This is a genomic window from Nannocystis pusilla, assembly GCF_026626665.1.
GTDB lineage: Bacteria > Myxococcota_A > Polyangia > Nannocystales > Nannocystaceae > Nannocystis > Nannocystis pusilla.
In genome coordinates, this window is the sequence record NZ_JAPNKE010000002.1 from 493,817 (window position 1) to 519,661 (window position 25,845).

Consider the following 25,845-nt stretch of genomic DNA (forward strand, 5'->3'; position numbering starts at 1 on the left):
GCTGAAGATCCTCGGCGCTGATGCCCGTCGGCGCTGACAGGTCTCGCAAAGCCTCGGCGATCCGCTCGTAACCTTCCCGCCGTGGAGGTGCGCTGGCTGCCTGCGGAACCACCAGAGAACGACTACGTCGCTCCATCATCTCGATCAGGTTCTGAATCGGAGAGGGAATCCGGGTCTGTTCGGCTTCGTGGGCATGCTGGCCGGCTGTTTCTTCCTTCTCCCTGGCATCGAACGCGGCCCACAGCGCGCGGTCGAGCCGTTCCATGATCGAGTCCTGCTCGACCTGCGACAAACCCGCATCGAGCCAGCGGACCTCGTCCACGTTCTCCTTGATGATGTCGATTGCCGCGACCGCGTCATCAGCGTCACGCCCCTCCGGGTAGACCACGACGGTCCAGCCATTCGGGCGGGAGCGAAGTTGTTCGAGGCGCCAGCGAGGCTCAGCGTTGAAGGTGTCGAGCGCGATGTCGAGGATGCGGGGGAGCCGTGCGGGAGAATGCTCCTGAGGCTGAGCTGTCTTGGCGCTCGTGAGGGTCTTGGGTTTCTCCGCGGCCTTGCGCGCCCGCTCGACGATCTGCTGGTAACTCTTTCCGCTGGCGATGGCCATCTCGGCTTGGGCGACGTAGCGAGCTTGCTGGCGAGGGGCAAGCCGAGCGCCTTGATTGCGCTTCGGGCCTCCTCGTAGGGGGCCGTCTCTGCCGCTTTGGGTGCTGCGGGGTGTGAGACATCGTCCCGAGTAACTGCTTCGGGTCGCTCGCCCTCGGGAAGTGGCTCACCGCTGGGGGAGGTACCGCTTGAGGGGACCACGGGCTCGGGGAGGTCTGCTGCTGGCTCGTCCGTGTGGTCTGCTGCTGGCTCGTCCGTGTGGTCTGCTGCTGGCTCGTCCGTGCTGCGTCCTTTCGACAGCAAATCCGACGGGACCTTGCGGTCCCACCAGGCGAGACCGATGGTCTTCAGAGTTGTGAAGCTCTCGCCGCTCGATGGGGCGAGCTCGAGGAAGCGCTGCCAACCGGCTCGTGTCGGCGGGAGGAGGGTGGCGCCGAGCAGCTTGACACCGGCGCCGATCGCCAGGCCTTCACCGTCGACGACGGGCACCTGTTCACGGTGATGCGAGCGGGCGAGGCCATCGCGGATGGCCGTCTCGAAGCGCGGCCACCATTTCTCCAGCCAGGCGTCGCTGGCGCCGCGCCAGCGCAAGCTCTCGAAGCGGCCGTAGCGGAAGACCTCCTCCAGCTTCTTCTCGATCGCCGCCGCCGTGCGTAGGTCGTCATCGTCGGGCCAGAGGGGACCGCCGTCGCGGGGAAGCTCGGTGGCGGCGATGGGTGAACCGTTGAGGCTGCCGGTGTAGGCGACGAGCTGCCAGCCCGGCGAGCCGGCGGCGCGCAGGCCGATCTTGTCGCCCTCGACCGTGCTGACCAGCTGCCCGAACTCGAGGTAGTCGAGCTGGTCCGGGGCGCCCGCGCGGGGTCGGGCCACCCGGAGGCTCTCGTAGACCGGAGCGCCGCCGCTCTCCGGGATGAGCATGTCCACGTCGCGCACGGCATACATCCAGGGGGCCCATGGCCACGCGTCGGGGCTGACGTGCTCAAGGTCGGCGAGGCGCTGCTCCCCTTCGTCGCGCAGACGAGCCGCTCGCTCGGGATCACTGCTGGTGCGGGCGTCGCGGAAGCGTCCGGCGGCTTGTCGGAGCAGCCGCGAGGCCTCCTTGGCGATCCGCGCCCGGGCTTCCTCGGCCTGGCGCTTCCGCTTCTCCTCGAGCAGTGCGCGCGTCTTCTCCTTGTTCCGCGAGATCATCAGTAAGATGTCCTCGGGGGTGAGCTGCTGCTGCGCGGCGGGGTTGTTGGTGTCGCGGACCTGCGACTTGAGCAGTTCGCCAAGCCAGCCCGCCTTACCGTCGATGAGGGAGAAGCGATACCCGTCGGTCGAGCCGTCAGCGAAGTAGTAGTAGATTTGGACGGTGCCGAGGGTGTTGCCCTGGCGCACGGCGCGGCCGTTGCGTTGCTCGAGATCGGCGGGCGTCCACGGCAGGTCCAGGTGGTGGATCGTGCATGTCCGGACCTGTAGGTCGACGCCCTCGTAGGCGACCGAGTTGGCGATGACCACGTCGTACTTGGGCGCGATGGCGCTGTCGATCGGGCGCGCGCAGGTACCAGGCGCAGGGGGTTCCGAGGACAGGCCGTTGAACTCGCGGGCGATCCGGATGCGGTCCGCTGGCCCAGTCTCCTCCGCGTTGAGGATGGCGATGCGCTCGCGCGGGATCCCGTGCTTCACCAGGACCTCGCGCATCCATTGATGCACTGCGGTGGGCTCGCAGAAGATGATGTGGCCGCAGTGCGGGCTGGCGGCGACTCGCTTCGCGCACTGCGTCAGCTTCGGGCTCTCGTAGGTCGGTTTTCCGAGCCGAACGGTGACGTCGACGGGCTCTCCGTCGCGATAAACACGCTTCTGGACCATCCCGCCGTCGAGCGCCGTCTTGTAGGAGTAGCCCTCCTCCAACGAGGCATGCAGCGCGATCAGGGACAACCGCGCGAGCAAGCCGAGGATCGCGTAGCTCTCACCTGATTCGGGATTCGGGTTCTCGAGGATCTGCTCGATCTGCGCGACGTAGCGGGTGTACTTCGCCTCCTGCTCCTCGTCCATGGAGATGGTGAGGGTCTCGACCAGCGGGCGCGGAAGCTTGAGGCCGACCTCGGCGGCGGTGCGGAACTCCCCGTAGATGTGGATGAGCGTCCTGAGGTCGTCGAGGTTCTTGAAGCCGGTCACAGCGCTCTTCTTCGTGACCTGGAAGGCAGCGTCTAAAACCTCACGGTAGTCGATCTTGAGGAAGCGATCGATGAACTGCTCAGGGTCGCGGATCCCAGCGCGGGTGAAGGCGGTCGGATCGATGAACTGGATCAGGTTGTAGAACTCGAGCGGCGAGTTCTTCGCCGGGGTGGCGGTGAGCAGGACGATGCCGGCACCGCCGGTATGCCGGCGCACGGCAGCCGCGCGGAAGTCGAGCTGCCATGCGCGGTCCGAGCCCTCGCCGCCTCCTCCCATGAACTTCGGGACGCCGTCCTCGCGAGCTTGCGGCTTATAGAGATTCTTGAAGGCTGCGGCCTCGTCGACGATGAGCATGTCGATGCCGATCTCATCCCACGCGACGCCGGGGTCGTACTCCCAGTCGGATGGGAGAGCGAGGATCTCTTCGACCCAGGCTCGGACGCCGTGCTCGAGGAGCGCTCGTTCGCGCTCCGACAGCTTGTCGCGCTGCTTGGCGTTCTTGACCTTCTCCTCGAGCGTTCGCTTGCGCAGGGCGATCGAGCGCGAGACGGCCTCGACCTGCTCGACGTAGGCCATCACCGCGTCTTCGCTCATCCTCGTCCGCGCGAGGGCGTCGAAGCTGAGCACGGCGACGTCGGCCTGGCCGCTCTGCAGCGCGAGCCACTTCTTTGCCCGCTCTTGCGGCGAGTCGGTCTCGGAGGTGATGATGCCCCTGCGGACGCCGCGGGTGATCTGCTTGCGGTTCGAGCCGATGACGACCACCCGATAATCAGGGAGGGTGCATAGGATGTCGTCGTGCCACTTCCAAACCAGTGACCCAGGCACGAGGATCACCGGGCGGCGGACCCAGCCCTCCTGGCGCGCGCGCGCAATGATCGCCAGCGCGGTGTACGTCTTGCCCACGCCGACGTCGAAAGCGACGAGGCCTCCACGCTGGGCGAGCACACGGCGCGCACCTGCGATCTGGTGGGGCTTGAGTTTGGCGCATGCGCGCCCCAGCGGATGATGTCGAGGGGCTCGGGGGAATACGTCGGGACGACTCGGCCTCGGGACATCCGGTTGTAGGCATAGACGAGCTGCTCTCTTCGGTTCTCGTCCGCGGCGACCCAGGCTCGGAAAGAGGTGTCCCACTTCTTCGCCAGGGCGATGCGCCGCTCGGCGAGGCTCTGTTTCTTCGCCGACCGCTCCTCCCGCGTCATGGGGCCCGCGTCGCGCTCTCGCTTCTCTAGCGGCGGCCGGAACAGCTCGGGGTCGTGGTTGTAGTAGCCCAGGAACGCGAGGGCCTCGGGGGCCAGCGCAGGCTGTTCCTCGGCGGTGTAGTCGTGCCCGCGGAGCTGTACGAAGCCGCCCTTGCGTTCGAGTTCGATTGTGCCGTAACGGGCGTTCAAGGTGGCGGAGATCCAGGCCGCCACGAGGTCGAGCGGGACGTAACCGTGCTGAGGGCTGATGTCGGTGAGGTCGTCGAAGACCGCAGGCTTGATTGCATCGAGCAATCGACGCGCCTGAACCTTCGCCTGCTCGTCGCCACGGGCAACCGCACGGTCGTAGCGTTCCCACAGGTCGCTCCCGCTCAGGTAGGCGTCGGCAGGCATAAGCTGGTCCCATGCATCGCCGTCGAGGTTCCAGTCGGCCGCCATAAGGGCGCCGAGAGCGGCCTCGGGCGTGAGGGAGCCGCCCTGCTGCTCATGGAAGCGCATGAGCTGCGCAACGTTCAGCGCGCGCTGCTGGCGGAAGAGAGCCTCGGCTTGGGCAACGACGTCGTCCGGCTGGCCGGAGAACTTCGGCGAGATCGCCGGCGCCTCGCGCAGCGCAGCTACGAGGCCGCCGGATTTTTCGAAGGCGTTGAGAAGCTGCTGCGCGGCGACGAGTGCTCGAGCGCCCTCGGCGAGCTCGCGTAGCGGCTTCGAGCGCCAGGGGTTGCCGAAGTGGGCGGTGAAATCGCCGAGCGCCGCGTAGAGCTCGGGCCAGAGTTGGGCCGCTCGGTCGGCGTCATCGGCACCGAGGGCGGCCAGGTACCGTCCCACGCGTCGGCCGAGCTCGAGCGCGGGCCGCAACGCCTCGTCGATATCCGCGGGGATCGCCTCGTCCTCGCGCACGACGGTCTGAAAGGTCCCGACATCCTCGCGCGGCACGATCGAGGTCAGCACGCAGGCGGTGCAGACGGGCCGCGGCGTCAACGGCGGCAGGCCGCGGAAGTCGCCGGTCACCTTGTACCGCCAGCTCGCCAGGCCGGCCTCGTCGTCCCCGGCGAAGGATCCATCTTCCTCACCGAGGATGTGATGCGGATGCGCTTCGAAGTACTCGCCGTCGAGGATGAACTCGTCCGCCTCGTCGACCTCGGTGAGCTCGCCGCCGCGGCTGCGCCAGAAGGCCACGTCCATCACGACCGAGGCGCCGGGCACGGTCTCCCGACCCTTGCGATCGTGGCTCGGTAGCCGGAAAGCACCGAGCAAGTGATGGCGTCGGAGCAGCTTTTCCCGCAGGCCGCGGTTGAGGTTGCCGCTCATGAAGCCGGCGGGGATCAAGAACACGCCGACGCCACCCGGGACGAGCAGGTCGAGGGTGCGGCGCATGAAGTAGGCGAACGCCCGCTTCTCTTTGTAGAACTCGTCAGGATCTTCGCGCGCCATCACCCCGCGCTCGCCATAGGGCGGGTTCGAGACGATGAGTCCGAAGGTACCTTGCTGGCGCCGGCCTTCCTCGCGGATCCAGCGCTCGAAGGGCATGTTGTGGAGGTCGACGTCCGGTCGAAGGGCACGCAACAGCCTCGCGCTGGCGACGGAGAACTCGACCGCCGTCCAGTGGATCTTCTTGATCTGCCCGCCAGCCTCGAGGGCGAGGCAGCGCTGCGGGCTGAACGCCCGGATCAGCCGGCCGATACCGGCGCTTGGCTCGAGCGCCCGCACGACACCATCGTTTCCGGCGAGCTCGGGGAGCAGGGGGCAGAGGGTCTCGGTGATGGCTTCGGTGATCGCGGTCGGCGTGTAGTACTCGTGAATCAGGCCGAACGACTCGGGGATGAGCTCAGGCGGAAGCTGCGTTTTGACGTTGTCAATGGACAGGCCACCCCACCCGGAGTACTGCGCCAACGCCTGGCGATCCTCGGCAGTGAGCTCGTCTGGCTCCTTGGTCACCGCGAGGCGCAGCGCCTGGATGTTCGCTTGCGTGCGGCGCGACCTGTCCTGGAGGTCGGGCGGTACCTCAGACACGGGTATGGCGGGAGCGGGGGCGGCATGGATGCGGGTTCGGCTCCACAGGGCGAGCGCGTAGCGCTCAAAGCGCGCGCCATCCGTGATTCCAGCGCGAAGCTGCTGAAGTCGCCGCTGTGCGTTGGCCAAGTCCGCGCGGAGCTTCTCGCCGCTGTTCTCGAGACCCGGGTAGAAGTGGAGGTCGTTCTTGGGGTCGCAGACCGCTACCACCGAGCCAGTGGAGAAGACGGCCAGAGAGGGGAGCCGAAGGAGCAACGGAACGACCTCCCATCCCGCTTGCCGGAGAAGCAGCGCCAGGGCGCGGAGCTCGGCGAACTGAATGCCGAGCGCGCTCGCTGCCTCCTTCCCGGCAGGGCTGCCGTCGCGTTCCAGCATCTTGCTCATCCGCCGCTGGACTCGCTTGAGCACATCAGCGTCGCTATCCTGGTCTTTTGCCCGCTCGCGCGCGACGAGCTTCGCGTAGACCTCGAACTCGTCGACCGTCTCAGGAGGCGCGCCGCGCTTGAGCTTTCGCCCCATCATGCGTCGGGCGATGAGCGCCTCGAGCGCATCGCGGTTACGACGAATGAAACCGTCGACGTACTCGGGCGAATAGTCGTCCGGCAGGTTGGCTCGCCATTGCGGCAAGACCTTGTCGAGGATGGCTGCGGGTTTCATGGGGACTCCAACGAAGGAAACGATGGCGACGAAGGCCGCGCTGGACCAGATTGATCTGGGATCGCTCGAGAGGGCGATGCCCGAGGCGAAATGCTAGGAGTGGTCGTGGCCGTGCTTCAGGCGACACGGGCCGCAGCCGCAGGTTTTGCCGCAACCGCCGCACGAGGTTTTCGCCGCAGCCGATGTCTCGAAGGTGCCGCCGGCCTGGACGAGGCCTTGCGACATCCACGCCGAGCTCTGGGCCTTCAAGCTGATCCCCGGGTCGGCAGACAGCTGGTAGAGGCTGCCGCGCTGCCCGGGGAGGTCGGCGGGATCCTCGACGCGGGCGCAGAGGACGGCCCCACCGGGGACCATGATGCGCCAGCCGTCGTGCTCGGCGACGATCTCGTGGCGCTGAGCGAAGTTGTACACGGCTTGGCTGTCGACGTAGCGACGGCCGCCGACCTTGTAGATGGAGCCGGGTTGATGCTGTGACATGTCAATCGTCCTCGTCGTCGTCGAGAGCGGTGTCGACGGCCTTGGCGAAGCTGGTCAGCAATTCGTTGTCGCGGTCCGCCTCACCCTTGCGAGCCTTGCTCGGCTCGGGAGCGGGCGGCGGCGGCTTGGAAGTGTCCGTCGGTGTTTTCTTGGGCATTGGGTGTTTCTCGGCCTCGGTCATGGCTTTCCCTCGGGCTTCCGCGACGCCCTCGCCCTCGGCTTCAGGAGGGGCCGGGCACATGTGGATGATGCGGGCGGGCGTGATGGGGCCGGACTTGGACTCGGGCCATCCGGAATCGTGTAGGGCCTGGGCGTGCTTTTTGCCTCTTCGAGCTCGCTCCGGAGGAAGCACCCCAGGTTCTTGGGATGAGCGGGCTTCTCCTCGTAGAACAACGCCCATAGCGATCCCTTAGTAATGAGGACTTTGAACTGGCCAGCGCGCGAGTTGGCGGCAAAGCCGTCATATTCGTGATCCTTGACGGGTTCCCAACGCAGAGGACCGGTATCGTCCGTCTTGCGATCGACCCGCTGGTCCCGAGCACGGTTCTTCTTCGCGCCGGTCTGCTTTCTCGAGCCAGCGGCGGACTCAGCGGGGGGCTTCGCAGCGGCCTTGGGCCTCGGCCCGTCGTCTCTCTCATGCTTGCGCTCGACCTTGGGCTTCTCGTGCTTCTCTGCCGGAGGCGTGGCCTTCGGGGGCCCGGGGGCGCGCGCTTTTGCTTACGGCCTCGGTGCGCTTGCCCGTCGAGCCGCGCTCGCAGGTGACGCGGCCGTCCGAACTCTGTTCGATGACGACCGTTTCTCCTGAATCGCGCTCTTCGAGCGTCACCTTGACGTGTTGGAGTCCCCACTTCACATTCACCTTCCTATCTTGCGTTGGCTCGGCTTCGGTGCGCTCCGACGGCGACCGCGAGCGCGGTGGCGAGGGCGGAGCCGCCGAGCACGGCGGGACCGAGCCACTTCCGATGATTGAGCACCCGTTGAGGCTCGGGATCGAAGGGCAGGCCGCCTTGCAGCCGCACGGGGCGCTCGGGCGCGGGAGACTTGGGATCGAGCGGCTCGGTCGCGGCGGAGTCGCGCAGCCCGAACTTCGCCGCTCCGCGCTGGATCGCGTTCGTCGGCACGCCGGCTTCCTTGAGGGCGTTCGCGAACTCGGGGTCGACCTCGCGAGCGGTCTCGTATTCGACGAGCATGCGCGACGGGTGCGTCAGCAGGCGCTTGCGCATCTCGATGCAGTGCTCGCGGAGCGACGGATCCCGGAACGCGGCGTAGGCGGGTTTGCTGCCGACCGCTATCGGGCGGACGTACGCACAATCGAGGCTGCGCGAGAGCCGGCGGCGCTGTAGCTGCGCGACCGCGCGGATGGCGGGAAGCACGATCGCATCGTCAGCCCGCTTGTACTTGGAGAGCAGCAACTCGCCGGGAGGCCAGGAACGCACGCGTACCCTGGAGCGCGAGTCTGGGCGTACAGCGCGGGAGCGATGTACTCTTTGGTCTTCGGATCGCGGGACCACTTCTGCGGCAGATACCCGCTCTGGGTGCGCGGCTTGTCCTTGAGCACGAGGTCGCTGTACATGCAGGTCGTGCGGGACCGCGAGGTCGCCGCTGGCCGTTCTGCAAGGTGGCGCGGGTGACGAGCGGCACCGTGGTCCCATCGATGGCCTCGGGGCGCAGCGCGCCGGAGGCGCTGGCTCGAAACGCCACTCGCCGAGGACCTCGCGGGCGAGGTAGCCGAGAAGCCAGTCCCCGTGGCCCTGGTCGAGGACGGAGTTGTAGAGGGCGGTGAACCAGTCGCGCCACAGTTTCTCGAGGGCGGCGCAGTCGACCTTGTAGCTGTCGGGTCCGCCGGCGGCGAGCTGCTGCCATGTGGTCCCGGCGAGCTGCTGAAGCGAGGGATAGAAGTCGCCGGTCTGCGTGAAGTCGCCGTAGTGGTGAATCAGGGTGGCGTCGCTGTAGAAGCGCAGCGCCGAGTTGGGCGGTTGTGGGCGACCGCGGTACTGGAGGATCCCCGCGACGCGGAAGGTGCCGGGGAGGCAGCCGTAGGCGCCGTTCCATGTGACGGACTTGCCGGCGAAGGGCGCGAGCACCTGGCCGACGATGTTGCCGTCGTCATCGGCTCCGTCCGCGAGCGACCACGGCCGTGCGTCGGTCGGCGGAGAGAACATCGGCGTCCAGTCGACGCCGGCGGCCTCGACCTGGACGAAGGCGCGAACCCACTGCTGGTCGACGTCGCTGCTATAGCGGCGCCATGGCAGGATGGCTCGGCGCTCCGGCGGTACTTGATCGCCCTCCAGCAAGCCCTCGAACAGCGGCATGAGCGCCTGACCGATGCCGGCGACGATCCCCACGATCCACCCGACCACTGGAACGGCGGTGACGGCGTCGAGCGCGGCGTCAAGCGCCACGGAGGCGATCGACGCGACCAACTCCTCGGGATCTGGGTCAAGGTGAACGGAACCTCGGCCAGCACTCCGGCGATCGTGTCCTTCTTGGTGTTGAGCCACGAGACTTTCGACCAGACGCCCGACAGGAGGTCGCCCGCCTGCGTGGCCTTCGTCTTCCAGAGGATCTGTGTGGCCTGGTTCCAGGCCTGGCCTCCGGCGCGAGTGAGCAGTTCCTGGCCCACGGTCCGAGAACCGTCGCCGGAGGCGCGCGTCATCAGTGCCTGGAATGCGTCGTCCGCGTAGGAGTCGGCCCCGGGAAACGGACTGACGAATAAATCTTGAACGCGATCGAAGAGGCGGCTGTTCGGATCGACGAGCATGATCAGTCCGATTTCACCGCGGCGCACCACTGGATGATGCACTCGAGCGGCGTGTCGAGGGTTTGAGGGCAGGCATACTGGGCATTACAGACGATCTGGCAGCGCCCGGCGTGACACTCGTGCTTCCAATCTTCGATCGTTTGGCAGTCCGAATCGTCGACGCATTTTTCTTCGCAATAACCGGAATAGCAGGTGAGGCCATCACCGCAGACGCCGGGGGCACATGGCTCGCCGAAGCTGCTACGGTCGTCTTCTCTGCAGCTGACGGTGTGGACAAGCAGGAACAGAATGGCCGGGAGGATGAGGGTGCAGCGCATAGCGAGAGAATAGCCGGCGCGATTCCGCCCGTCGAGTCCGCTGAAGGGAAATCAACCCGCACGCGCCACCTCCTCGACTCGCTGGCGCACGCAGGGATCGCTGGAGGCCTCGGCGATCCGCTGCACGTCGGAGGGCAGTGCGATCAGGGCTCGGAGAGCGGCGCGGCGCACGGCGAAGAAGCAGGCAAAGCGCCGAAGGATGTAGTTGTAGGCCGGCGCGGCGATCCGCCCGCGAGGGCCGCTGAGTCCCTCGAGGTGGAGGCTGCCCTGATGCACATACAGGAAGCCGGCGCGGCGGTAGAGCTGGCCCGCCACGGCGCGGCCCGGCTCGTAGACGGGAAGCCGAACGACCAGGGGCGCGGTGTGGGCGGCGAAGTGCTCGTAGATCGCGGCGACCTGGCGGGCGTCCTGGCGGAGGTTGCCGGCGGGCTCGAAGAGCTGCGCCATGGCCCGCATCCCGGTCAACGCGGGTGGGGTCTCGGCTGCGAGCCAGCGCGTACCGGGGGGAGCCCGTCGATGCGCGAGCTGTAGACCCACGGGAACGTGCCGAGGTGCAGAACGAGCGGCGTGGTCCAGCCGCAGGCGCTCTCGGCCCTGGGCGGCGGGCCGCTCCAGCCGTCGCCGAAGTAGCCCGGCGCGGTATCCGGGTAGAACGCGCGACGGAGCTGGTCCCCATCGTCGTAGCAGGCGCCCGCGGCCAGAGCGGTCGGGTCAGCCGAGACGCGCCACAGCTCACCACGCGCCTGACCCGCCGCGAGCAGTTGGGCGAGCACGCTGTCCTGCGTGCGCGCGTGGGGCTCGCTGATGCTCGGGCGTTGCCGCCGGAGCCAGCGTGCGAACGCGTCGAGGCCGGCTTGTTGTGTGGCGGCCACCCGGTCGCGGACCGCTCGCATCGGGGCGAGCGTCGCCTCGAGCTCCTGGGAGAAGCCGAGTAGCTCGGCGATGGCCTGCCACTCGACGCGGTACCAGGCGTGTACATCCATCGGAGAGCGGAGGTCGAAGTCGCCGACGAGGTCCGCGAGTCCCTTGATGTCCTCGCCGTAGCATTGGATGTCGATCGTCATGTGTACTCCTTGGGGAGGGCGCCGACGAGGCCGGCGAAGACGGCGGGGACGCCGGGCCAGGCGGACGCGACGAGTTTCGGGAATTGTGCTCGCGTCGGTGAGGTCGACGTTGAGCTGGGTGGCATCGGAGAGGAAGTTGCCGCGGACACGGTGGTATTCAGCGCCGCCGCGGCCACTGCCGAGGAGCGATGGATTGGCCCAGCCGACCTTGATGTCGGGAATGTCGTCGATGCGGTGGGCTTTGAGGAGGCGCTGCAGGTACACGGCGGCACCGAACGCTGCGGCGCGCGGCTGGAACACCAGCTCGGGCGGGGCATTGAGCAGCGGCGCTTTCCCGCGGACCTCCGGCGCGCCCGTCCAGAGGAAATAGGGCGCGAGCGCGCCGAAGAGCCCTCCACTTCCGAAGTCGGCCGCCTTCTCGCCATAGCGGAGCCCGGGATTGCCGTCCTTGTGGTTCTCGTAGGCGCGGCGAGACGAATCACGCTCTTCGCTTCGTCTTTGCCGTTGCCATTGTGAGCCGAGGCGACGAATTGCGACTCGCGGGAGGCGATGACCGCGAACACTCGTGCCGAGCCCGGGATTCGAGCGACTTCCTCCATCAGCATGAAGAGCGGGCGTAGATCGACTGGCGTGTTGCCCCACTGGTCGAGAGGTCACCCTTGACGTCGCCGGGGCGGGGGAGCGGCGCCAGCTCGATGGGCGGCGTTGCCGGTCCGGCGCGGGCGCCGGCGAGGGCAACGTCGCTGCCGCGCTCGCGCGCCTGCTGTACAACAAAAGGCTGCCGGCGCCGGCGACCCCGAGCGCCGTGCCCCACGTGATCCAGGTGCCGCGGCTCATGTCCTCTCCTCCTGCTCCTTGAGGATCGCCTCGAGCTCGCGGCGGCTGCGGTTCTGGCCCAGCGAGTAGATGGCGACGCCGCCGACCACGACCACCACGACGCCGGCCGCGAGGATGGCTTGTTGCTGCCAGGCGCTGACGCTCGGGACTGCCGGCGCCTGAGAGGCGGGCACGTTGTCCGCCGGGGTTGGCGAGGCCGGAGCTTCCGCTGACGCGTCGCTGGCCGCCCCAGCACCCGTATCGACGGGAGCTTGTCCCGAGGTATTGCCGAGCATGATCACCCAGCCCTGGGGCCCGATCGACTTCGTGATCGTCACGGTGTCCCAAGCGTCGAGCGCCTTGTAGAGCGGCTCCCACTCCGCAGCCTCCAGGGTGCCGCGGTCGGGAGGCGGTTGCCGGAGTCGAGGTCGAGGGAGTCCGCCTGCCCGCGCAGGAGCGCGAGCAGTGGCGGCGTGGTGACAGGTTTGGGCAGGGCGACGACGACGCCGAGGCTGGCCCCGCCACCGCCGTTGCGCGGGAACATCGCCTGCACGGCCGACCACGGCCACGCGCTCGTGGGTATCTTCTGCACCCGAGCCATGAAGTCGGCGCGCGCCGATTCGGTGGCGTCGTCGTAGGCCGCCTTGATGAGCAGCTTGACGTCATCCTCCCGCAGCTGGCGCTCGGGCCCCTTGAGGGTGCGCTCTGCCGCCGACAGCTCCACGAGGCGGGCGACGCGATGTCGATCGATGATGGCCATGGCGGAACTCCTACGAATCGGCGCGAGGATGCGTGATCAATCGGCGATCCAGGTCCACTGCTCGCCGTTGTTCACGATGAACCCGCTGCGCTGGATCGCCTGGGCGAAAGCGCCGCCGGCGAACGTGTCCCCCGGCGCGGCTTGCAGCAACGGCATGCCTGGCCCCTTGCGCGTGACGGTTAGGAGCGCGTCGAGGGGCACCACGGAGCGGGCAGGGAGCAGCAGGGTGCCGGGGTTGACGCTGTCGTAGATGACGTGGAAGGTGCCGAGCCATCCGGGGAGCGTGGCGGCTCCGGTGAACCGCGCGGTCCGGACGCCGGCGGCGCGCGCCTTGAGCGTCGAGTCGGCCCACTGGTACAGCCGCGAGCCGAGCTCGTTGACGCCGCCGATGCTCTCGACGAGCAGCTCGAGCTTGACCTGGGCCTGCGGCGAGGTGACGAGGCGCAGCTCGTCGCTCGGGCGCACCAGGGTGAGCCGCATGTTGTCGGCGCTCGGCTGGTAGTGAGCCCGGACCTGAGTGGGCTCGCCGGTTCGCACCTCGAGCAGGGCCTGCGGATCGATGGGCTGCACGGTCAGGATGCAGGCGTGCAGGATGTAGGGGTCGCCCGCGGGGACCTCGTCCCAGAGCGCCGCGGGCAGGACGCCCACGGGTCCCTGGATTTCGGCTTGCTTCCAGCCCTCCACGAGGGTGAAGGTCGGCTTCTGCTGGACGGCCGTCTGACCGTCGAACCCGCCGCGTACGACGAACTTCAGCTTGTTCATGGGCGTCTCCTACTCGTCCTTGGCGTTCTTGCATCCGCTTTGGCAGCCGCGGCCGGCCGCACAACCGCTGCAGCACTTGACCGCGTTCGCGTGCTCGACGTAGAGGCGAATGTTCTCGACCTGGTTCGAGGTGCCGATGTGCGAGATCTTGGCGCGCAGGCGATTGTTGGCGCCGATGCAGCAGTGTTTGCCGCGTGCCAGAGGGACCGGCAGCTTGCCGTCCCCGATGAAGGTGTTGTTGAGCTGGTAGATGTCGTCGCCGTAGTGCACCGCGTCCAGCGGATAGTCGTCGATGAACCATTCGATCTGGATGTCATCGTGGTTGTTGCCGTTATTGGCGAGGCGGTACTTCAACACGTAGCACCCCGTGGCCCACCCGGGCCTCGCCGGCTGCTCGAAAACGATGAACGAGCCCGGGGCGACCGGCTTCTTCCCCTCGACGATCTTGAAGACCGTGCGACCGCTGCGGTTGGACTCCTGCAGGGTGATCTCGGAGTAGAGCAAGTTCTCGCAACCGTTTCGTTCCGAGTGCGAGCTGCACGACGGCGGATCCGTCTGCACGGCGGGAAGAGCCGCCGTGGGATCGCACTGTTGTTTGAGCTGTTGCGCGATTCGGTCTGCGACGTAGTCCAGCTTTTCCTGTGATTCTGTATCCATGAGTGTCTCCTGACTGCGAGAATGAGTGAGTGGCCGCCTCGAGTAGGGCGGTTCATGTCGGTTGGTCGTTCTCAAATGCTAGGACCGGCGCCCGCCAGGGGCCGTACTGCCGAGGAGTTCGGCGAGGCCTTGCGATGCATCGGGCTCAGGCGTGGTGCGCGCGGCTGAGGCGCGCTCGGAGCTGTTGGGCGTCGAGCTGGAGGGCTGGGCCATGAACGCCATGAACACCCGATCGACGGCGTTCGAGGGGGGCGGCCGCTCGGATGGGCGAGGGCGGCGAAGGCTGGGCGTTGACGGCTCCGACCTCGGCGGGCACCTGCTGAAGCGACCATGAGAGGACGAGGACGTGGCGCTGTCCGGGACCGACGTCCTGAACCGCGGCGAGCGGGACTTCGATCTTGTACTCGAGGCCGGCGTCGTCGACTGCGTGGATGAACGCGCGGTCGGAGTGGCCCTTCAGGATGCGCCGCACCGGCGCGGAGATGTGCCCGGTCACGGCGATGCCTCCGCCTTCGGAACCAGCATCTTGTAGAGCAGGGCGCCGGTGGCGTAGGTGAGCCCGCCAGTCGTGAGCACCGAGCGGCCCGACAGGCTGAGCGGGAAGGCCATGCCGGCGACGGCCGGCACGAGCCCGAGGGCGGCCACCGGCGGGACGCCGCCCACCGTCGCGTTGTTGACGGCTTTCTGGGCTAATGCTCCGACGACCACGCCCGTCACGGCGCTCGCGGCGACCGCGAGGACCTCCGGGATGCGGCCCTGGCGGATGGCGGCGATGTAGCGCGCAGCCTCGGTGTCGCTTTCGGCGCGGCGGATCGTCTGCGCGGTGCTGAGGTCGCGCCCCTTGTAGTAATCCGCGACTGCCGCGCGCACCGTCGTGCCGATCGAGCCCTCGGCCTGCGCGAGGACTTGTCCTGCGGTCCATGATGTCCTTGGGCCATGTTCGTATCCTTTCTATCTGTCGTTCGCTATCGTCTTGAACAGCCCGCCGACGAAGTCCAAAAGCGTGACGCCATCGCTGCGACGGCTGCGCGCCGAGGTGTTCACGCTCGACATGGCGAGGACGTCGTCGAGCTGGACGGCCTTGACGCTGCGGCCGAGAAGGTCGACGTCGGCGAGGCTCTTGTGCATCAGCTCCCGCTGGCGCGCGGCCTCGTTGGCGAACTGCTGCTCGCGCTCAATCCACAGCTCGCTGAACCGCTTGGCGCAGTCCTGGATGTCTCGGAGGTTCTGCACGTAGCCCTTGCGCACGTCCTCGAAGGCGTGCTGCATGGTCTCGGCGTAGTCCCTCAGCTTCTCGGGCTCGGGCGGCGGGACCGGGCGCTCGCTCGGAGTCGGCGCGGAAGGAGGCGGGGCGTGTTGGAGCGCGAGGCGCATCTCCTCGGGCAGGAGCTCGCCCTCGATATAGATGCCAGCGTCGGGCATCGCGCGAACCCACGTGGACAGAGCGCCGACGAGTTCGTGCTCCTCGACATCCATCTCTGTGACGAACTCCCCGCTCGCTGTAGTGACAACGATCCGCCTCATCGATCCCACACCCCTGTTGCGGCGAGAAAGAAGCCGACGGATCGAGGCGACGCAAGCTAATTTCGAAATTTATTCGGCGGGGCAATGCGCGATTGTGACACTGAACCGACGCGTACTACGAGTTATTCTGAGCTCGGTCCACGATACGTCCACGATACGTCCCCGATATGTCCACGATCCGTCCCCGCTACGGACACGATGCGTCCCCGATGCATCCCCGATCACCAACTGGCGTTGGGTCTACCCAACTGGAGTCCGTGGAGGAACTCGGCGTGCATCGCTCTCAACCGCTGGCGAGCATGCACGGCGGCTGCTAGCGTCCCGCGGCACGAGGGGGACGTGGGAGAGGCGGCGGTGACAGACGACTGGCTCATCAGCCAGGCGGTCGCGGAGTACGAGGCGTATCGCGCGGGGACCTTGCGACCCTCGGTGCGGGTTCTCGAAGCGCCTGACGGGGAACTGCAGTACTGCGGAATCCCGGAAGACAAGTCCCGCTGGACGGTCTCCTTGTCCGGGGCGAGGACCGCGTCGTTACGCCCTTGGCCGTGGGCTCCTTCGAGCACGTGTGCGCGACCTTCAGGCGGCTTGACCGGGCGCAGGCCAAAATCGAGGACCGCGACTTATTCCCGCCCCCAGTCGCGCGCCTCGGGGCAGGTGTCCATCAATTCGCGCCACGCAGGGGCGCTCGCTCGTCGGCGTCGCGCAGGCAGGCAAGGCCGCGCTACTTCTCTGCGCGATCGGCGAGCAACTCGCGGTCGTCTATCTCGAGAACAGCGCGAGAGTGGTTCTCGACATCAAGCCGCCGCTCGGCCTCCGTGAAGTCGACGCGGACCGCATGCTCGGCTTCCATCAACTTGCTCTGCCGAAAGAAGGTGGGGCAGCCAAGGTCCAGCCGTCCTCAGCGATCGCCGCACAGCACGCTCAAATCGTGCACGGAGTGTCCGTCGACGTAGGCCGGGGTCCCGCGCTCCCCGAGGTCCTGGAGGCGTGCTTCCTTGACATCCAGCGACGAGCTTGGAGTCGAAGGCGGACCGGCGAGAAATTTCGCGGCAGGACGAAGCTTCGTCCCGTACTCGAGGTCCTTCTCAAACTATGCCTCGCCGGTTGTGGCGACCTGGTGGGGCGCACGGGAGAGCTCATCGCAGTGATCAAGGAGCAGGTCCCGGAGTTCGAGATCAGCAATGATGCTTTCGCGGACGTGTTGAACTTGATGCTAGATACCAGAACCTGTCTCATCGCGCGGAAACGGAATGAGCGGATATGGCGCGTTCGACTCAGCGGCATGCGCGATCCTCGGTCGGCTCTGCACGCCCAGCTATGTAAGGAGACGGCGGAGTAGCAGGAATGCGCGGCCTCGCGGACCGTGATGCTCGAGGCGTTGGAGCGCCGCGATTGAGCACAAGCACGCCGGACTCGTTCGTCGGCTCTCTCGGCCGCCTCGGCCGGAAGTCCGCTCGGCTTCGGCGCCAACTGGAAGAGCGTGCCGTTCACCTGGGCGCGACGCTAACCCGAGTCCTCGACCTGGGCGCCGACGAGGAGATGTTCGGCTGGATCCACCTCGGACGCGCTAGCGACGAGGCCGCCCCGGCCCCGCGCACTCCGCTGGTCCTGGCCGACCTCTCCAGCGTGTTCGACGGCAGCGGCGCGCGCCGGGCCTTCGACGAGGGGTGACGCTGTTATCGGCGAGCCAGTTCAACTGTCGGTTCCGCCAATCAGGGCTGCCTGCCGCGGCTAGCCCCGCACGGCGCCTGTGTCTAGCTGTCCGCCGGCGGATAACCCGCGTGCCCATTCAGATCAAAGTGCATGACGTCGCCGCTCTGGTTCACCCCGAAGTCAGAGGCTCCCCAGCGAAGGTGGCCGACGCTCACCAGAGCGACGACGACCTCTCTCCGCAGGTCGAGAAATCCAAGGGATGGGTTGCGTGTCGTGGTGATGGGCGCGGCAGGATTCCCGAATAGGAACGGCACGCGCAGCGCCTCGAAGTCGCGCAGGATCTGCCAGTATTGCTGCGCCGGTGAGAGCGACCAGCCGGGGTGGTTAGCCTGCCATGCGGGGTCGTGCATTGTCGCCTCCAGCGCGATCACTCCGTTCGTCTCGTCGAGCCGCTCGGTCAGGGGAATGGCGGCGAAGGCCGGATCGCCGTCGGGCACGGAATCGAGGTTAGTGATCGAGCGAGCGATGGTCGGATCGACGGTCCAGATGACGTGGCCCAAGTAGTACGCCAAGGCGTCGGACACGAGGCGGAAGCGGTCGTACGTCACTTCAATCGTATCGTGCACCCGGATGCTCACATCGGCCGCGTCCGCGGAGGTCCAGCGGAAGCGCACGGCGTTGTCGTAGACTTCGACGGCTCGCTGGCGGACGGCCTGCGCGTTCGAGTCCCCGCCTCCCCACCGAGAACAGCGCCCGAGCGCGTGACGATATACGGACACGTGGTGTAATTGATATCGATGGCCGAGCCCGACGAATGATACCCGGCATAGGGGCGCCAGGCCTTATGGTCCTCGCGGATCGCACACCAATCGAGGAAGGGCGTCGGATCGCCCGATTGCGCGTGCACTGCTTGAAGGTGCTGCTCCACGGTGACCAGCCGGCTCTGCATCTCCGGATTGACGCCACCGGCGCACGAGTGGCCGAGAAACGTGTGTGGAACGAGATAACTGGGGGGCATGAGAACTCCTTTCGTGAACATGTGATACTATCATTAAACCTTGAACGCGTCCGCATAGACGACCCGCGAACGGGGCCCGGAGTCGCTGTTGAAGTGCTCGTGCTCCTTGATGAGGAGCTGATATTCACGCCCGGCCTCGCGCGCCGGCAGGGGGACGGCGCCCTTCCACGTGGCGATTCCGCCGGCGTCCACCTCTGCGAGCGCCAGATCCGTGGCCTCGTCCGCCTCGTCGTGCCACAACAGCTCGCTGCCGAGCGCAGGGCGGCTCTGTACGACGACGGTCACGCGCCGGCCATCGGCCTCGAAGGTGTTGCTGGCGCTCGGGCCCTTGAGCATGACCTCGGCGCCGGTCCCGTCGCCGGTCGGGGTGACGGTGGCGGCGCGATTGGGCATCACTGGGCGAAGTCCGCCTGAATCACGCGTGAGAGCTCGCGTCCCGGCAGCGAATGCTGCTGGTAGCGCGCGAGCGCTAGGCGCACGAACGGGAAGTACGCTGCGCCGGGGTCGAGCTCGATGTCGCAGAACCACAGGCCGCGCTCGCTGCTGAAGTACACGTGGAAGGCGATGGCGGTGACCTGCAGATCCGGCTTGTTGGGGACGACGACCAGCGGTCCGTCTGCGCGGAACAGGTGAGCTGCGGTGAGCTGGCTCGCCAGCGCGTCGGGGCTCGAGGGTCGCCAGATCGGGTCATGACCCCAGCGGGATATGTACTTGTTGTCGGCGTCGCTCATCATTAGGTCTGGTGCTGCGATCAGGACAGCGAGCTGCTCGCCCTCGCCCGTCGAGAACCAGGGACGCTCGAGGTAGATCCGCAGGCCTCCGCCGATCCGGTGCCGCTCGAGTTCGCCGACGTCCTTCCATTCGAAGGTCGGGAGCATGTAGGCGATGCGGGGCGGCTCAGGCGCCCGCGTGCTGACAATGTGCATCTCCTGCGACAGCTCGCCGGTGCGGGTGAGGTTCTGCTCGTCCAGCCAGAGCTCGCGCGGGAAGTACTCGCGGAAGCGCGTGGTGCCGGTGGCGCGCAGCTTGACGACGTGGTGCCGGGTATCGCCGATCTCCTGGCGCGTGCGCGGCGGGGCCGGCTCGGCGCACGGGTCCGGCGCCACCGGAAATACCCCCGCGACGTCGTCGTACGCGACCCGCACCTGGAAGGCGTGACCGGTGCGAGCAATGACCCGATGCTCGCCGCCGGTGTCGACCTCGTCGGTCCACTCGGCGGTGACATCGACAATGCCGGTGCTGTGCGCGTCGAGGTCAATGTGGATATCGGAGTAATCGACGAAGGTCCCATCCGCGACCCGCGCGAGCGAGGCAGATTCGACCTTGGGCGCGCGCAGCGGCTTCTGCACCGCATGCACGAGCTCGAGCGTGCGGAACGGGGTGAGCATCCAGTGGCCGCCGCCGGTCGCCAGAGCCCGCAGCTCCTCGAGCGCCTCGGGCGGCGCGAGGTCCTTGATCAGGCTCCACACCCACGTCTGTTCGAGGTCGGCCGGACGCAGCGCCGCGCTGATGCGGAGCTGGACGATCGTCGCTGGCGGTAAGCCGATCTCAATCGGGGCCGCGCCGGCGCCGACGGTGAGCTGCGGCTCGCCACCGCCCGTGCGGCGCAACCGCAGGCGGAGCGACTGTACGTCGGGCCATGTCCCATCGAACATCCGCGTCAGCTCGCCGAGCGGGCCGCGTAGGGCGATCCCGGCGGCGAACGGATCGGCGAGATACGGCACCCTCACCTTGTCGCCGGTATGGACGACGTAGGCGCCTGGGGCCATCGGGTCGCCGCGGTTGGCCGGGAACGCGGTCGAGACCCCCGGAGGCGCCTCGACCGCAATCTCGTCGCCGAAGAGCTGGTAATCGAGGAAGGTGCCCTGCTCGCGCAGCGACAGCGCGTACGCGGCCGCCGGATCGTCGACCATGAGCGCGTCGAGCAGCCCGTGCGTCTCGACCATGATCTGGGTCGACTTGGCCGGGGCGACGTGGCGGTCGCTGCTGTCCTTCGGGACGTCCGGGAACGCCGCCTGCAACGCGTCGTCGTCGATGAAGCTGCGGACGACGACGTGCTCCAGCGACTCCCCTCGACGAACCGCGCCCGCGGCACGAGCGCCGGCGAGGGCACCGGCTCAAAGCGCAGGTAGGTCTGCGTCTCCGTCGCGTGGTCGTCCGTGACCTCGGCGTGCTCGCGGCTGTTGCCCGCGAGGTCGACGGCGCGCGCGCGCAGCTTGTAGCGGTCGCCGAAGCGCAGCCGCGGCAGCGTTCCCGGCGCCGCGCGGAGATCGGTCGCCATCGAGAAGCCGGCCTCGGCGGCGCCTTGTTCTCGATCCGGCCGACGTCGGGGTTGTTCGGGTCGCGTGGGGTGCTGGAGTCGCTCGGATCGAGGATGGCTCGGCCCGGCCGGCGCGCGCACAGCGACCAGCCGTCCCAGCCGAACACGGCCTCGTGCAGCAGGACGGACGTCGGCGTCGCGTCGGCGTTGAGCCGCATGCCGGCGCTGGCGACCTTGACGTAGCCCTCGTCGTCGACCGGGACGGCAAGCGTGTCCCCGAGGATGATCCGCCCCCGCCGGCGACACAGCGAGCGCCACGGGTCGTCGTTTCGCTGCACGTCGATCCGATAGCCGCGCACGAGATCGTCGGCGTAGAGCACGTCGCGGGCGTCGGCCGGCTGCTGGTCGAGGTCGCGGAAGCGCTCCATCGTCGCGAACAGGGCGTCGCTGCGCTGGTTGCGGATCACAGTGAATCCGCCCGACAGCAGCGCCGGCAGGGTGAACGGCTCGCCGGCACCCGGGCAGGATTGCGTGAGGCGCGGAAACCAGCTCTTGCACAGGTCGATGAGCTTCGACGCGGCGCCGTCGAGCTCGCCCTGCAGGAGCGACCACTGCGGATCGGTGAGCCGCAGCATGGCGTCCTGCACCTCGCCGCCGCCCGGCCGCTCGGCTGGGCAGAACACGCCCTGCGCGACGTCGAGGCGGTAGGCCGTGCGATTCTGCAGCATCACTGGCGCGGGCTCCGGCCCGCCACCTTCGAGCCACAGTGCTTGCACGGCGACTTGACCAGCGGAGGCGAGGTTCGGCAGCGGCGCGAGGTCGACCTCGAGATCGACGCAGAGCCCGAACCGGCGCAACAGCTCCGGGAAGTCGCCGAGTAGCGAGAGCCGCTCGTGAAACTCGAACTGTTCACGGATCGGCGCGCTGTAGAACGGGGCGCCGTAGTGGCGCTGATAGAAGAACTCGAAGTCGCTGGCCGCCTTGGCGATGTCGGACACGTCCGGCTCGCCGTAGCCGATCTGGGTGACGAGCCCCTGCAAGTACTCGACGTCCTGCAATCTCGGCGGAGCGCCGGCGAGCTGCAAATCGGCGGCGGTCTTGCCGTAGACGTCGCGCAGGGTGGCCGCGAGCACGCGGGCGTCGAAGCTCAGAAGCTCCTTGTCGAGCAGGTCGGACGAGAAGCCGAATGGACGCACGGGCGTCGTGAACGGGAAGACCTGCACGAACAGCTGCGGGTCGCCGACCAGTTTCGGTTGCCCCCACGTGATATTCAGCTCCGGGTCGCCCCACAGGCGCACCTCGAATTGTGCGGCCGCGAGCTGCGCGGGCCAGGCGTCGAACAGCGAGAACTCAGCTAGTTGGCCGAAGTCGCTGGCGGGCGTGAGCCGGATCGACAGGAAGGCGGTGAGCTCCAGCTTGTTGTCACGGACCCGGCGCGGCAGCGCGGTCCACATGAAGGTCACAGCTTGAGGCATGGTGGCTCCGGATCAGGCGAAGGCCGCGCAATACTCGTTCCACGGCTTGAAATCGCCGTCGGGCGCCATGACCTGCGCGAACGTGGGGTCGTGGTTGCTCTGGCTGAAGCGCTTCTCGCAGCTGGCGCGCACGCTGACGCTGAAGAACGCGATCGAGATCTCGAGGATGATGTCGGCTCGGCCGTACGCGCTCTTTTCCTTGTAACCGAGCTCGAGCCGGACCTCGATCGAGATCGAGACGATGCCCAGCACCTCGACGTTGCCGCGGATCCGCACGTAGCCGGCGAGGTGAACGTCGTCCTGCCGCATGCGCACATAAATGCCGGCCATGACCGAGACCCCGCCGCTGGCGACGCCGAGGTTGATCGAGACGCACGCGCCGAATTCGAGCGAACACTCGAGCATCTCGACGCCATTGGTGCCGATCTCTAGACCGAAGAAGCCGCCGCCACCGAGCAGCGAGACCGTCAGACGGAACGGGTTCTCACGCGAACAGAAGGCGAAGCGCAACTGCGGCGGCGGGCCGATGAACGGGATCTTCAGCGCTGCGCTGAAGGCGATGTTCTCGAGGCTGAAGATACCGACCGCCAGCGAGGGGAACGCGAGCGACATGCCCGCTGTGATCCCGTCGGCATCGACGGTGATGCTGGGCGGATCGCTGAACCCGTCGAGCGGGAGCAGGCGCTGGAACATCTCGAGGAACTTGAGCTCGCCGAGGAACTCGAGCCCCGTGAAGACGCAGTCGACGTCGGGCTTCTTGCCGGCCTCCATGCTGAACTGCAGGCGCTTGAAGCCGACACGGATCACCTTGTGCTCGCCGAAGAGCGAGAGGTCGATGTTCTCCAGTGATGCCAGGAGGTCCGTGCCCGGCTTTCTGGCCCCGACTTGCCTGGCGCGGATCTCGGCCCGCAGGAGCAGCCGGCTGTCCGCCTGCGGGTAGAAAAACGGCTCCGCCTTCTGCAGCGCGGGCCGCCATTCGAGGGTCGTGGTCAGACTCCGCGCGCCCTCGACCGCGTCCTGCGCGGCGTGCAGGCGTGCGAGGAGGTCCTGCGCCGCGCCGATGAAGCCGAGCGTGCTGCGCAGCGCGGCCAGAGCGTCTTGTGCGACGCTTTGGGGGATCCCGGCGGGGTCGGCCGAGGCACGCTCGGCTTCGAGCGCCTGCACGAGGTGGTCGCTCGATTCAACGAGCTTCTGCACCACCGGCGGGGTGAGATGGTCGAGGCCGGCCTGGAGGGCGGTGAGGATCGCCGTCAGAGCGTCCTGCACGCGCGTGAGCGCGGACTGCACGGCGGGGACATCGCGGCCGACGAGCGCGTCGGCGAGGCGCAGCGCGGCCGCGTCAAGGGCGACGAGCAGCGAGAACAGCGACCCGATTTCGTCGAGCACGTCGGTGACGAACGCCGGCGCCGCCTGAGCGATATCACCGATCTTGATGATGTCGGTCAGCTTGAACAAGCCGAGCAGCATCGCGTCGGTCCCGGAGAAAAACCGCGCCGGGTCGACCTCCCGCGTCGCGGGCAGCTCGAGCGACGGATGGTCCTTGTCCTCGGTCGGGCCCGCGTACGGGCCGCAGATGCGCGAAACGGCAGTGACGGCGAGGTTGGGAGCGATGAATCCGCCCGAGCGATCGCTCTGACCGGTGAAGTCGAGCATGAGCGGCGTCGTCGGATCCGCGAGCTTGAGGAAGATCTCCTGTGCGTTGTCGTCGAAGCCGTAGCCGATGTAATAGTCCGGAAAGACGAATGTGCGCACCTCGACTTGCCCGCCGCTCTGGCGCAGCGCGGGGAGCGAGGCGGCCAGCGAAGGAATGTACGGAGTGAAGGGGGCGCCGCTGACAAGGTACCTGTCCTCGCCCGTGACCAGGAACGAGAGGGTGTCGACGTCGACGGTGGTGTTCCCGGGTCGAGTGGGCGGCGCGACGGCGAGGCGCTGGCCATACATCGGAGCGTTGCTGCGCGGCGTCCCGTCGGGGTTCCGCATGAAATATTGGTACAATTCGTCGCTGATCTCGATCCCGGCCGGGAAGTAGGCGAGGTTGACGTCGAAGCGCAGAATGTTGCCGGCGATGTCGGTGCCGATGCAGGAGAAGCGCCACGGCTGGCCGTCCACTTCGGGCCAGAAGGGCTCGTTGACGAATTCATTGCTAAGGTCCGGAGTGTTCGTCGTCGTGATCCGGATCGTCCTGAAGGGGAAGGCGCGGCGCAGCCACTTTTGGAGCACGTCGGCGCCCTCGTCGTAGTCGAGCAACGGCTGGCGCACCACGAGGTACTGTCGCTTAACGAGGACCGCGACCTGTGCGTCGACGCCTGGTGCAGGCAAGAGTTGCCGCTCTGCGATCTCGACCAGTGCGGCCTGATGTCCGAGCGAGAGCCACCCGCGGCTCACGACCCGCACGTATTGATCGCGGCCGAGTATGGTGATCTGTCGCCACGATTCGAGCGGCAGCGGGTGTTCCGGATCTCCCATGGGGAACGAGACCAGCGCGTCGAGAGTCCCGCCGAGCGCGGTCAAGATCAGCCGCCGAACCTCGACGGGGACGGGCGGCTGGTCGGGCGGGGCCGCGGCGAAATCGGCGGTCTGGGTGACGATCTGTTTGCGGTGCTCGGCCGACGGCAGGGTGGCGAAGCCGGTTTCGGGCGGCGTCGCGAAGTCGGCGGCCCACACCGCGCGTACGGTGTTGGCTCCACTGCCGCGCTCGTCGATTCGCCACGCGCCCGCGCTGCCGGTGCGGACGCCGAGGCGGGTGTTCCACAGCTCGACCCGCGTCGCGCCCTCGGGCCTGTACGGGGTGGAAGCATGTGCGAAGCCCGAGCCGACGTGTGGAGAGAGGAGCAGGCGGAGCGGCAGCTCGATCACCGTCTCCTCGGGCGAGGGCTCGCTGATCGGCGTGGGCGGGCGCGGGTCGTCGGGAAAGATCATGGGCTCGGCGCCGCCGGTCTCGAGTGCGGCGATTCGCTGGGCCTGCGCGCTCGCGCTAGCCGCGAGGAGCCCCTCGAATCCGCTGCCGGCCGGTGGGGGCGGCGGCGTCGGGGGCGGAGGCGGGGGCTTCGCGTTCGCGGGCACGCTCAGCCGCATCGACGAAATGTCGTGGAGGATGTGCTCGAGGAAATAGGCGATGCTGCCGCCCTCGGCGGAGAAGACGAGCCGCGTGGGCCCGGCGATGTGCGCCGCCAACGGCAACGCCGGCACCGGCTCACCGACGAGCACCATCTGCTCGGCGATGTGTTGCGGCGGGAGCTCGACGACGATGTAGCTCGGCTCCCCGGGGCGAACCTTGAGCAGGTTCACGCCGTCGTCCGAGCGCAGGTTGAGGAATCGTAGCTCAAGGACGCAGAGGTCCTCGGGGCGGACGATTGTGGCCGTCGCGTCGACGGTCGGCCCATACCTCGGCACGGCGCCGGGTGCGGCCAATGGATCGGTTCCGGGAGGGAGGAGCGGCATGGCGGACTCCGGAGACACCCGCCGGACAGGGCTGAGGTGACGCCTGATTCGGAGATGCCCTCTCTTCTCGCCGCGTGCAAGGGCGGGCGCGGCGCTTGGCGATCGTCGGCGAAGCGACCGGCGAGGACGGTCGTACAGGCGAGCGCTTCCGCCGTTGGATGGTGGTAGCATGGGCAACTTCGCGTGGCTCGATTTCGGTCGGATTAGGGCGACTCGAACCGACGAAAACGC

General features: G+C 67.7%; 24 protein-coding genes. 3 read left to right on the top strand and 21 right to left on the bottom strand.

The window, feature by feature from the left end; translation table 11 throughout:
• Window positions 1-144: 144 nt before the first annotated feature.
• The 17 genes from OV079_RS02425 to OV079_RS02505 form a co-directional block, all read right to left on the bottom strand.
• Window positions 145-3,708: an SNF2-related protein gene (locus tag OV079_RS02425; protein ID WP_267765988.1), complete on the bottom strand. Its 3,564-nt coding sequence runs from the start codon at window positions 3,706-3,708 to the stop codon at window positions 145-147.
• Window positions 3,594-6,629: an Eco57I restriction-modification methylase domain-containing protein gene (locus OV079_RS55510; RefSeq protein ID WP_267765989.1), complete on the bottom strand. Its 3,036-nt coding sequence runs from the start codon at window positions 6,627-6,629 to the stop codon at window positions 3,594-3,596. The genes OV079_RS02425 and OV079_RS55510 overlap by 115 nt, the downstream gene beginning before the upstream one ends.
• Before the next feature lie 93 nt (window positions 6,630-6,722).
• A complete protein-coding gene (locus tag OV079_RS02435; RefSeq protein WP_267765990.1) occupies window positions 6,723-7,106 on the bottom strand; it encodes a hypothetical protein in 384 nt (127 codons plus the stop codon).
• Window position 7,107: 1 nt separating this feature from the next.
• The gene (locus OV079_RS02440) at window positions 7,108-7,287 is read right to left on the bottom strand and encodes a hypothetical protein (RefSeq protein ID WP_267765991.1); all 180 of its coding nucleotides are present in this window, start codon (window positions 7,285-7,287) and stop codon (window positions 7,108-7,110) included.
• Window positions 7,288-7,740: 453 nt separating this feature from the next.
• The gene (locus OV079_RS02445; protein ID WP_267765992.1) at window positions 7,741-7,959 is read right to left on the bottom strand and encodes a hypothetical protein; all 219 of its coding nucleotides are present in this window, start codon (window positions 7,957-7,959) and stop codon (window positions 7,741-7,743) included.
• A 10-nt stretch (window positions 7,960-7,969) separates the two neighbouring features.
• Window positions 7,970-9,508 carry a hypothetical protein gene (locus tag OV079_RS02450; protein WP_267765993.1) on the bottom strand — a complete coding sequence of 513 codons (1,539 nt, stop codon included), beginning with the start codon at window positions 9,506-9,508 and terminating at the stop codon, window positions 7,970-7,972.
• Between the two features lie 361 nt (window positions 9,509-9,869).
• Window positions 9,870-10,184, bottom strand: coding sequence for a hypothetical protein (locus OV079_RS02455; protein ID WP_267765994.1), 315 nt, complete (start codon window positions 10,182-10,184; stop codon window positions 9,870-9,872).
• Window positions 10,185-10,235: 51 nt separating this feature from the next.
• Complete coding sequence (locus OV079_RS02460) at window positions 10,236-10,631, bottom strand: hypothetical protein (RefSeq protein ID WP_267765995.1); 396 nt, start codon at window positions 10,629-10,631, stop codon at window positions 10,236-10,238.
• A gap of 14 nt (window positions 10,632-10,645) precedes the next feature.
• The gene (locus OV079_RS02465) at window positions 10,646-11,890 is read right to left on the bottom strand and encodes a hypothetical protein (protein WP_267765996.1); all 1,245 of its coding nucleotides are present in this window, start codon (window positions 11,888-11,890) and stop codon (window positions 10,646-10,648) included.
• 191 nt (window positions 11,891-12,081) lie between these two features.
• Entirely contained in the window at window positions 12,082-12,402 is a 321-nt protein-coding gene (locus tag OV079_RS02470; RefSeq protein WP_267765997.1) for a hypothetical protein, read from the bottom strand.
• A complete protein-coding gene (locus tag OV079_RS02475; protein WP_267765998.1) occupies window positions 12,399-12,824 on the bottom strand; it encodes a hypothetical protein in 426 nt (141 codons plus the stop codon). Before OV079_RS02475 ends, OV079_RS02470 begins: the two co-directional genes overlap by 4 nt.
• A gap of 36 nt (window positions 12,825-12,860) precedes the next feature.
• Window positions 12,861-13,586: a hypothetical protein gene (locus OV079_RS02480; RefSeq protein WP_267765999.1), complete on the bottom strand. Its 726-nt coding sequence runs from the start codon at window positions 13,584-13,586 to the stop codon at window positions 12,861-12,863.
• Window positions 13,587-13,595: 9 nt separating this feature from the next.
• On the bottom strand, window positions 13,596-14,090 hold the full coding sequence (locus OV079_RS02485) for a hypothetical protein (protein WP_267766000.1): 495 nt from the start codon (window positions 14,088-14,090) through the stop codon (window positions 13,596-13,598).
• A gap of 298 nt (window positions 14,091-14,388) precedes the next feature.
• Complete coding sequence (locus tag OV079_RS02490; RefSeq protein WP_267766001.1) at window positions 14,389-14,739, bottom strand: hypothetical protein; 351 nt, start codon at window positions 14,737-14,739, stop codon at window positions 14,389-14,391.
• On the bottom strand, window positions 14,736-15,113 hold the full coding sequence (locus OV079_RS02495; RefSeq protein WP_267766002.1) for a hypothetical protein: 378 nt from the start codon (window positions 15,111-15,113) through the stop codon (window positions 14,736-14,738). The genes OV079_RS02490 and OV079_RS02495 overlap by 4 nt, the downstream gene beginning before the upstream one ends.
• Before the next feature lie 81 nt (window positions 15,114-15,194).
• Window positions 15,195-15,665: a hypothetical protein gene (locus OV079_RS02500; protein ID WP_267766003.1), complete on the bottom strand. Its 471-nt coding sequence runs from the start codon at window positions 15,663-15,665 to the stop codon at window positions 15,195-15,197.
• Between the two features lie 823 nt (window positions 15,666-16,488).
• The gene (locus OV079_RS02505; protein ID WP_267766005.1) at window positions 16,489-16,617 is read right to left on the bottom strand and encodes a hypothetical protein; all 129 of its coding nucleotides are present in this window, start codon (window positions 16,615-16,617) and stop codon (window positions 16,489-16,491) included.
• A 689-nt stretch (window positions 16,618-17,306) separates the two neighbouring features.
• On the opposite strand from OV079_RS02505, the gene OV079_RS02510 reads away from it, so the two are divergent.
• Entirely contained in the window at window positions 17,307-17,438 is a 132-nt protein-coding gene (locus OV079_RS02510) for a hypothetical protein (RefSeq protein WP_267766007.1), read from the top strand.
• An 83-nt stretch (window positions 17,439-17,521) separates the two neighbouring features.
• On the opposite strand, the gene OV079_RS02515 is transcribed toward OV079_RS02510, so the two are convergent.
• From OV079_RS02515 to OV079_RS02525, 3 genes are all read right to left on the bottom strand, one after another.
• Complete coding sequence (locus OV079_RS02515) at window positions 17,522-18,094, bottom strand: hypothetical protein (protein WP_267766009.1); 573 nt, start codon at window positions 18,092-18,094, stop codon at window positions 17,522-17,524.
• Window positions 18,095-18,471: 377 nt separating this feature from the next.
• Window positions 18,472-18,834 (bottom strand): hypothetical protein, encoded by a 363-nt coding sequence (locus OV079_RS02520; protein WP_267766010.1) that lies wholly within the window; start codon window positions 18,832-18,834, stop codon window positions 18,472-18,474.
• Entirely contained in the window at window positions 18,831-20,459 is a 1,629-nt protein-coding gene (locus OV079_RS02525; protein WP_267766011.1) for a hypothetical protein, read from the bottom strand. Before OV079_RS02525 ends, OV079_RS02520 begins: the two co-directional genes overlap by 4 nt.
• Before the next feature lie 412 nt (window positions 20,460-20,871).
• On the opposite strand from OV079_RS02525, the gene OV079_RS02530 reads away from it, so the two are divergent.
• Window positions 20,872-21,579 (top strand): hypothetical protein, encoded by a 708-nt coding sequence (locus OV079_RS02530; protein ID WP_267766012.1) that lies wholly within the window; start codon window positions 20,872-20,874, stop codon window positions 21,577-21,579.
• 12 nt (window positions 21,580-21,591) lie between these two features.
• Entirely contained in the window at window positions 21,592-22,056 is a 465-nt protein-coding gene (locus tag OV079_RS02535; protein WP_267766013.1) for a hypothetical protein, read from the top strand.
• 129 nt (window positions 22,057-22,185) lie between these two features.
• Here the strand turns inward: OV079_RS02535 and OV079_RS02540 are convergent, their stop codons facing one another.
• Window positions 22,186-25,584 (bottom strand): Clp protease/crotonase-like domain-containing protein, encoded by a 3,399-nt coding sequence (locus OV079_RS02540; RefSeq protein WP_267766014.1) that lies wholly within the window; start codon window positions 25,582-25,584, stop codon window positions 22,186-22,188.
• Window positions 25,585-25,845: the final 261 nt, after the last annotated feature.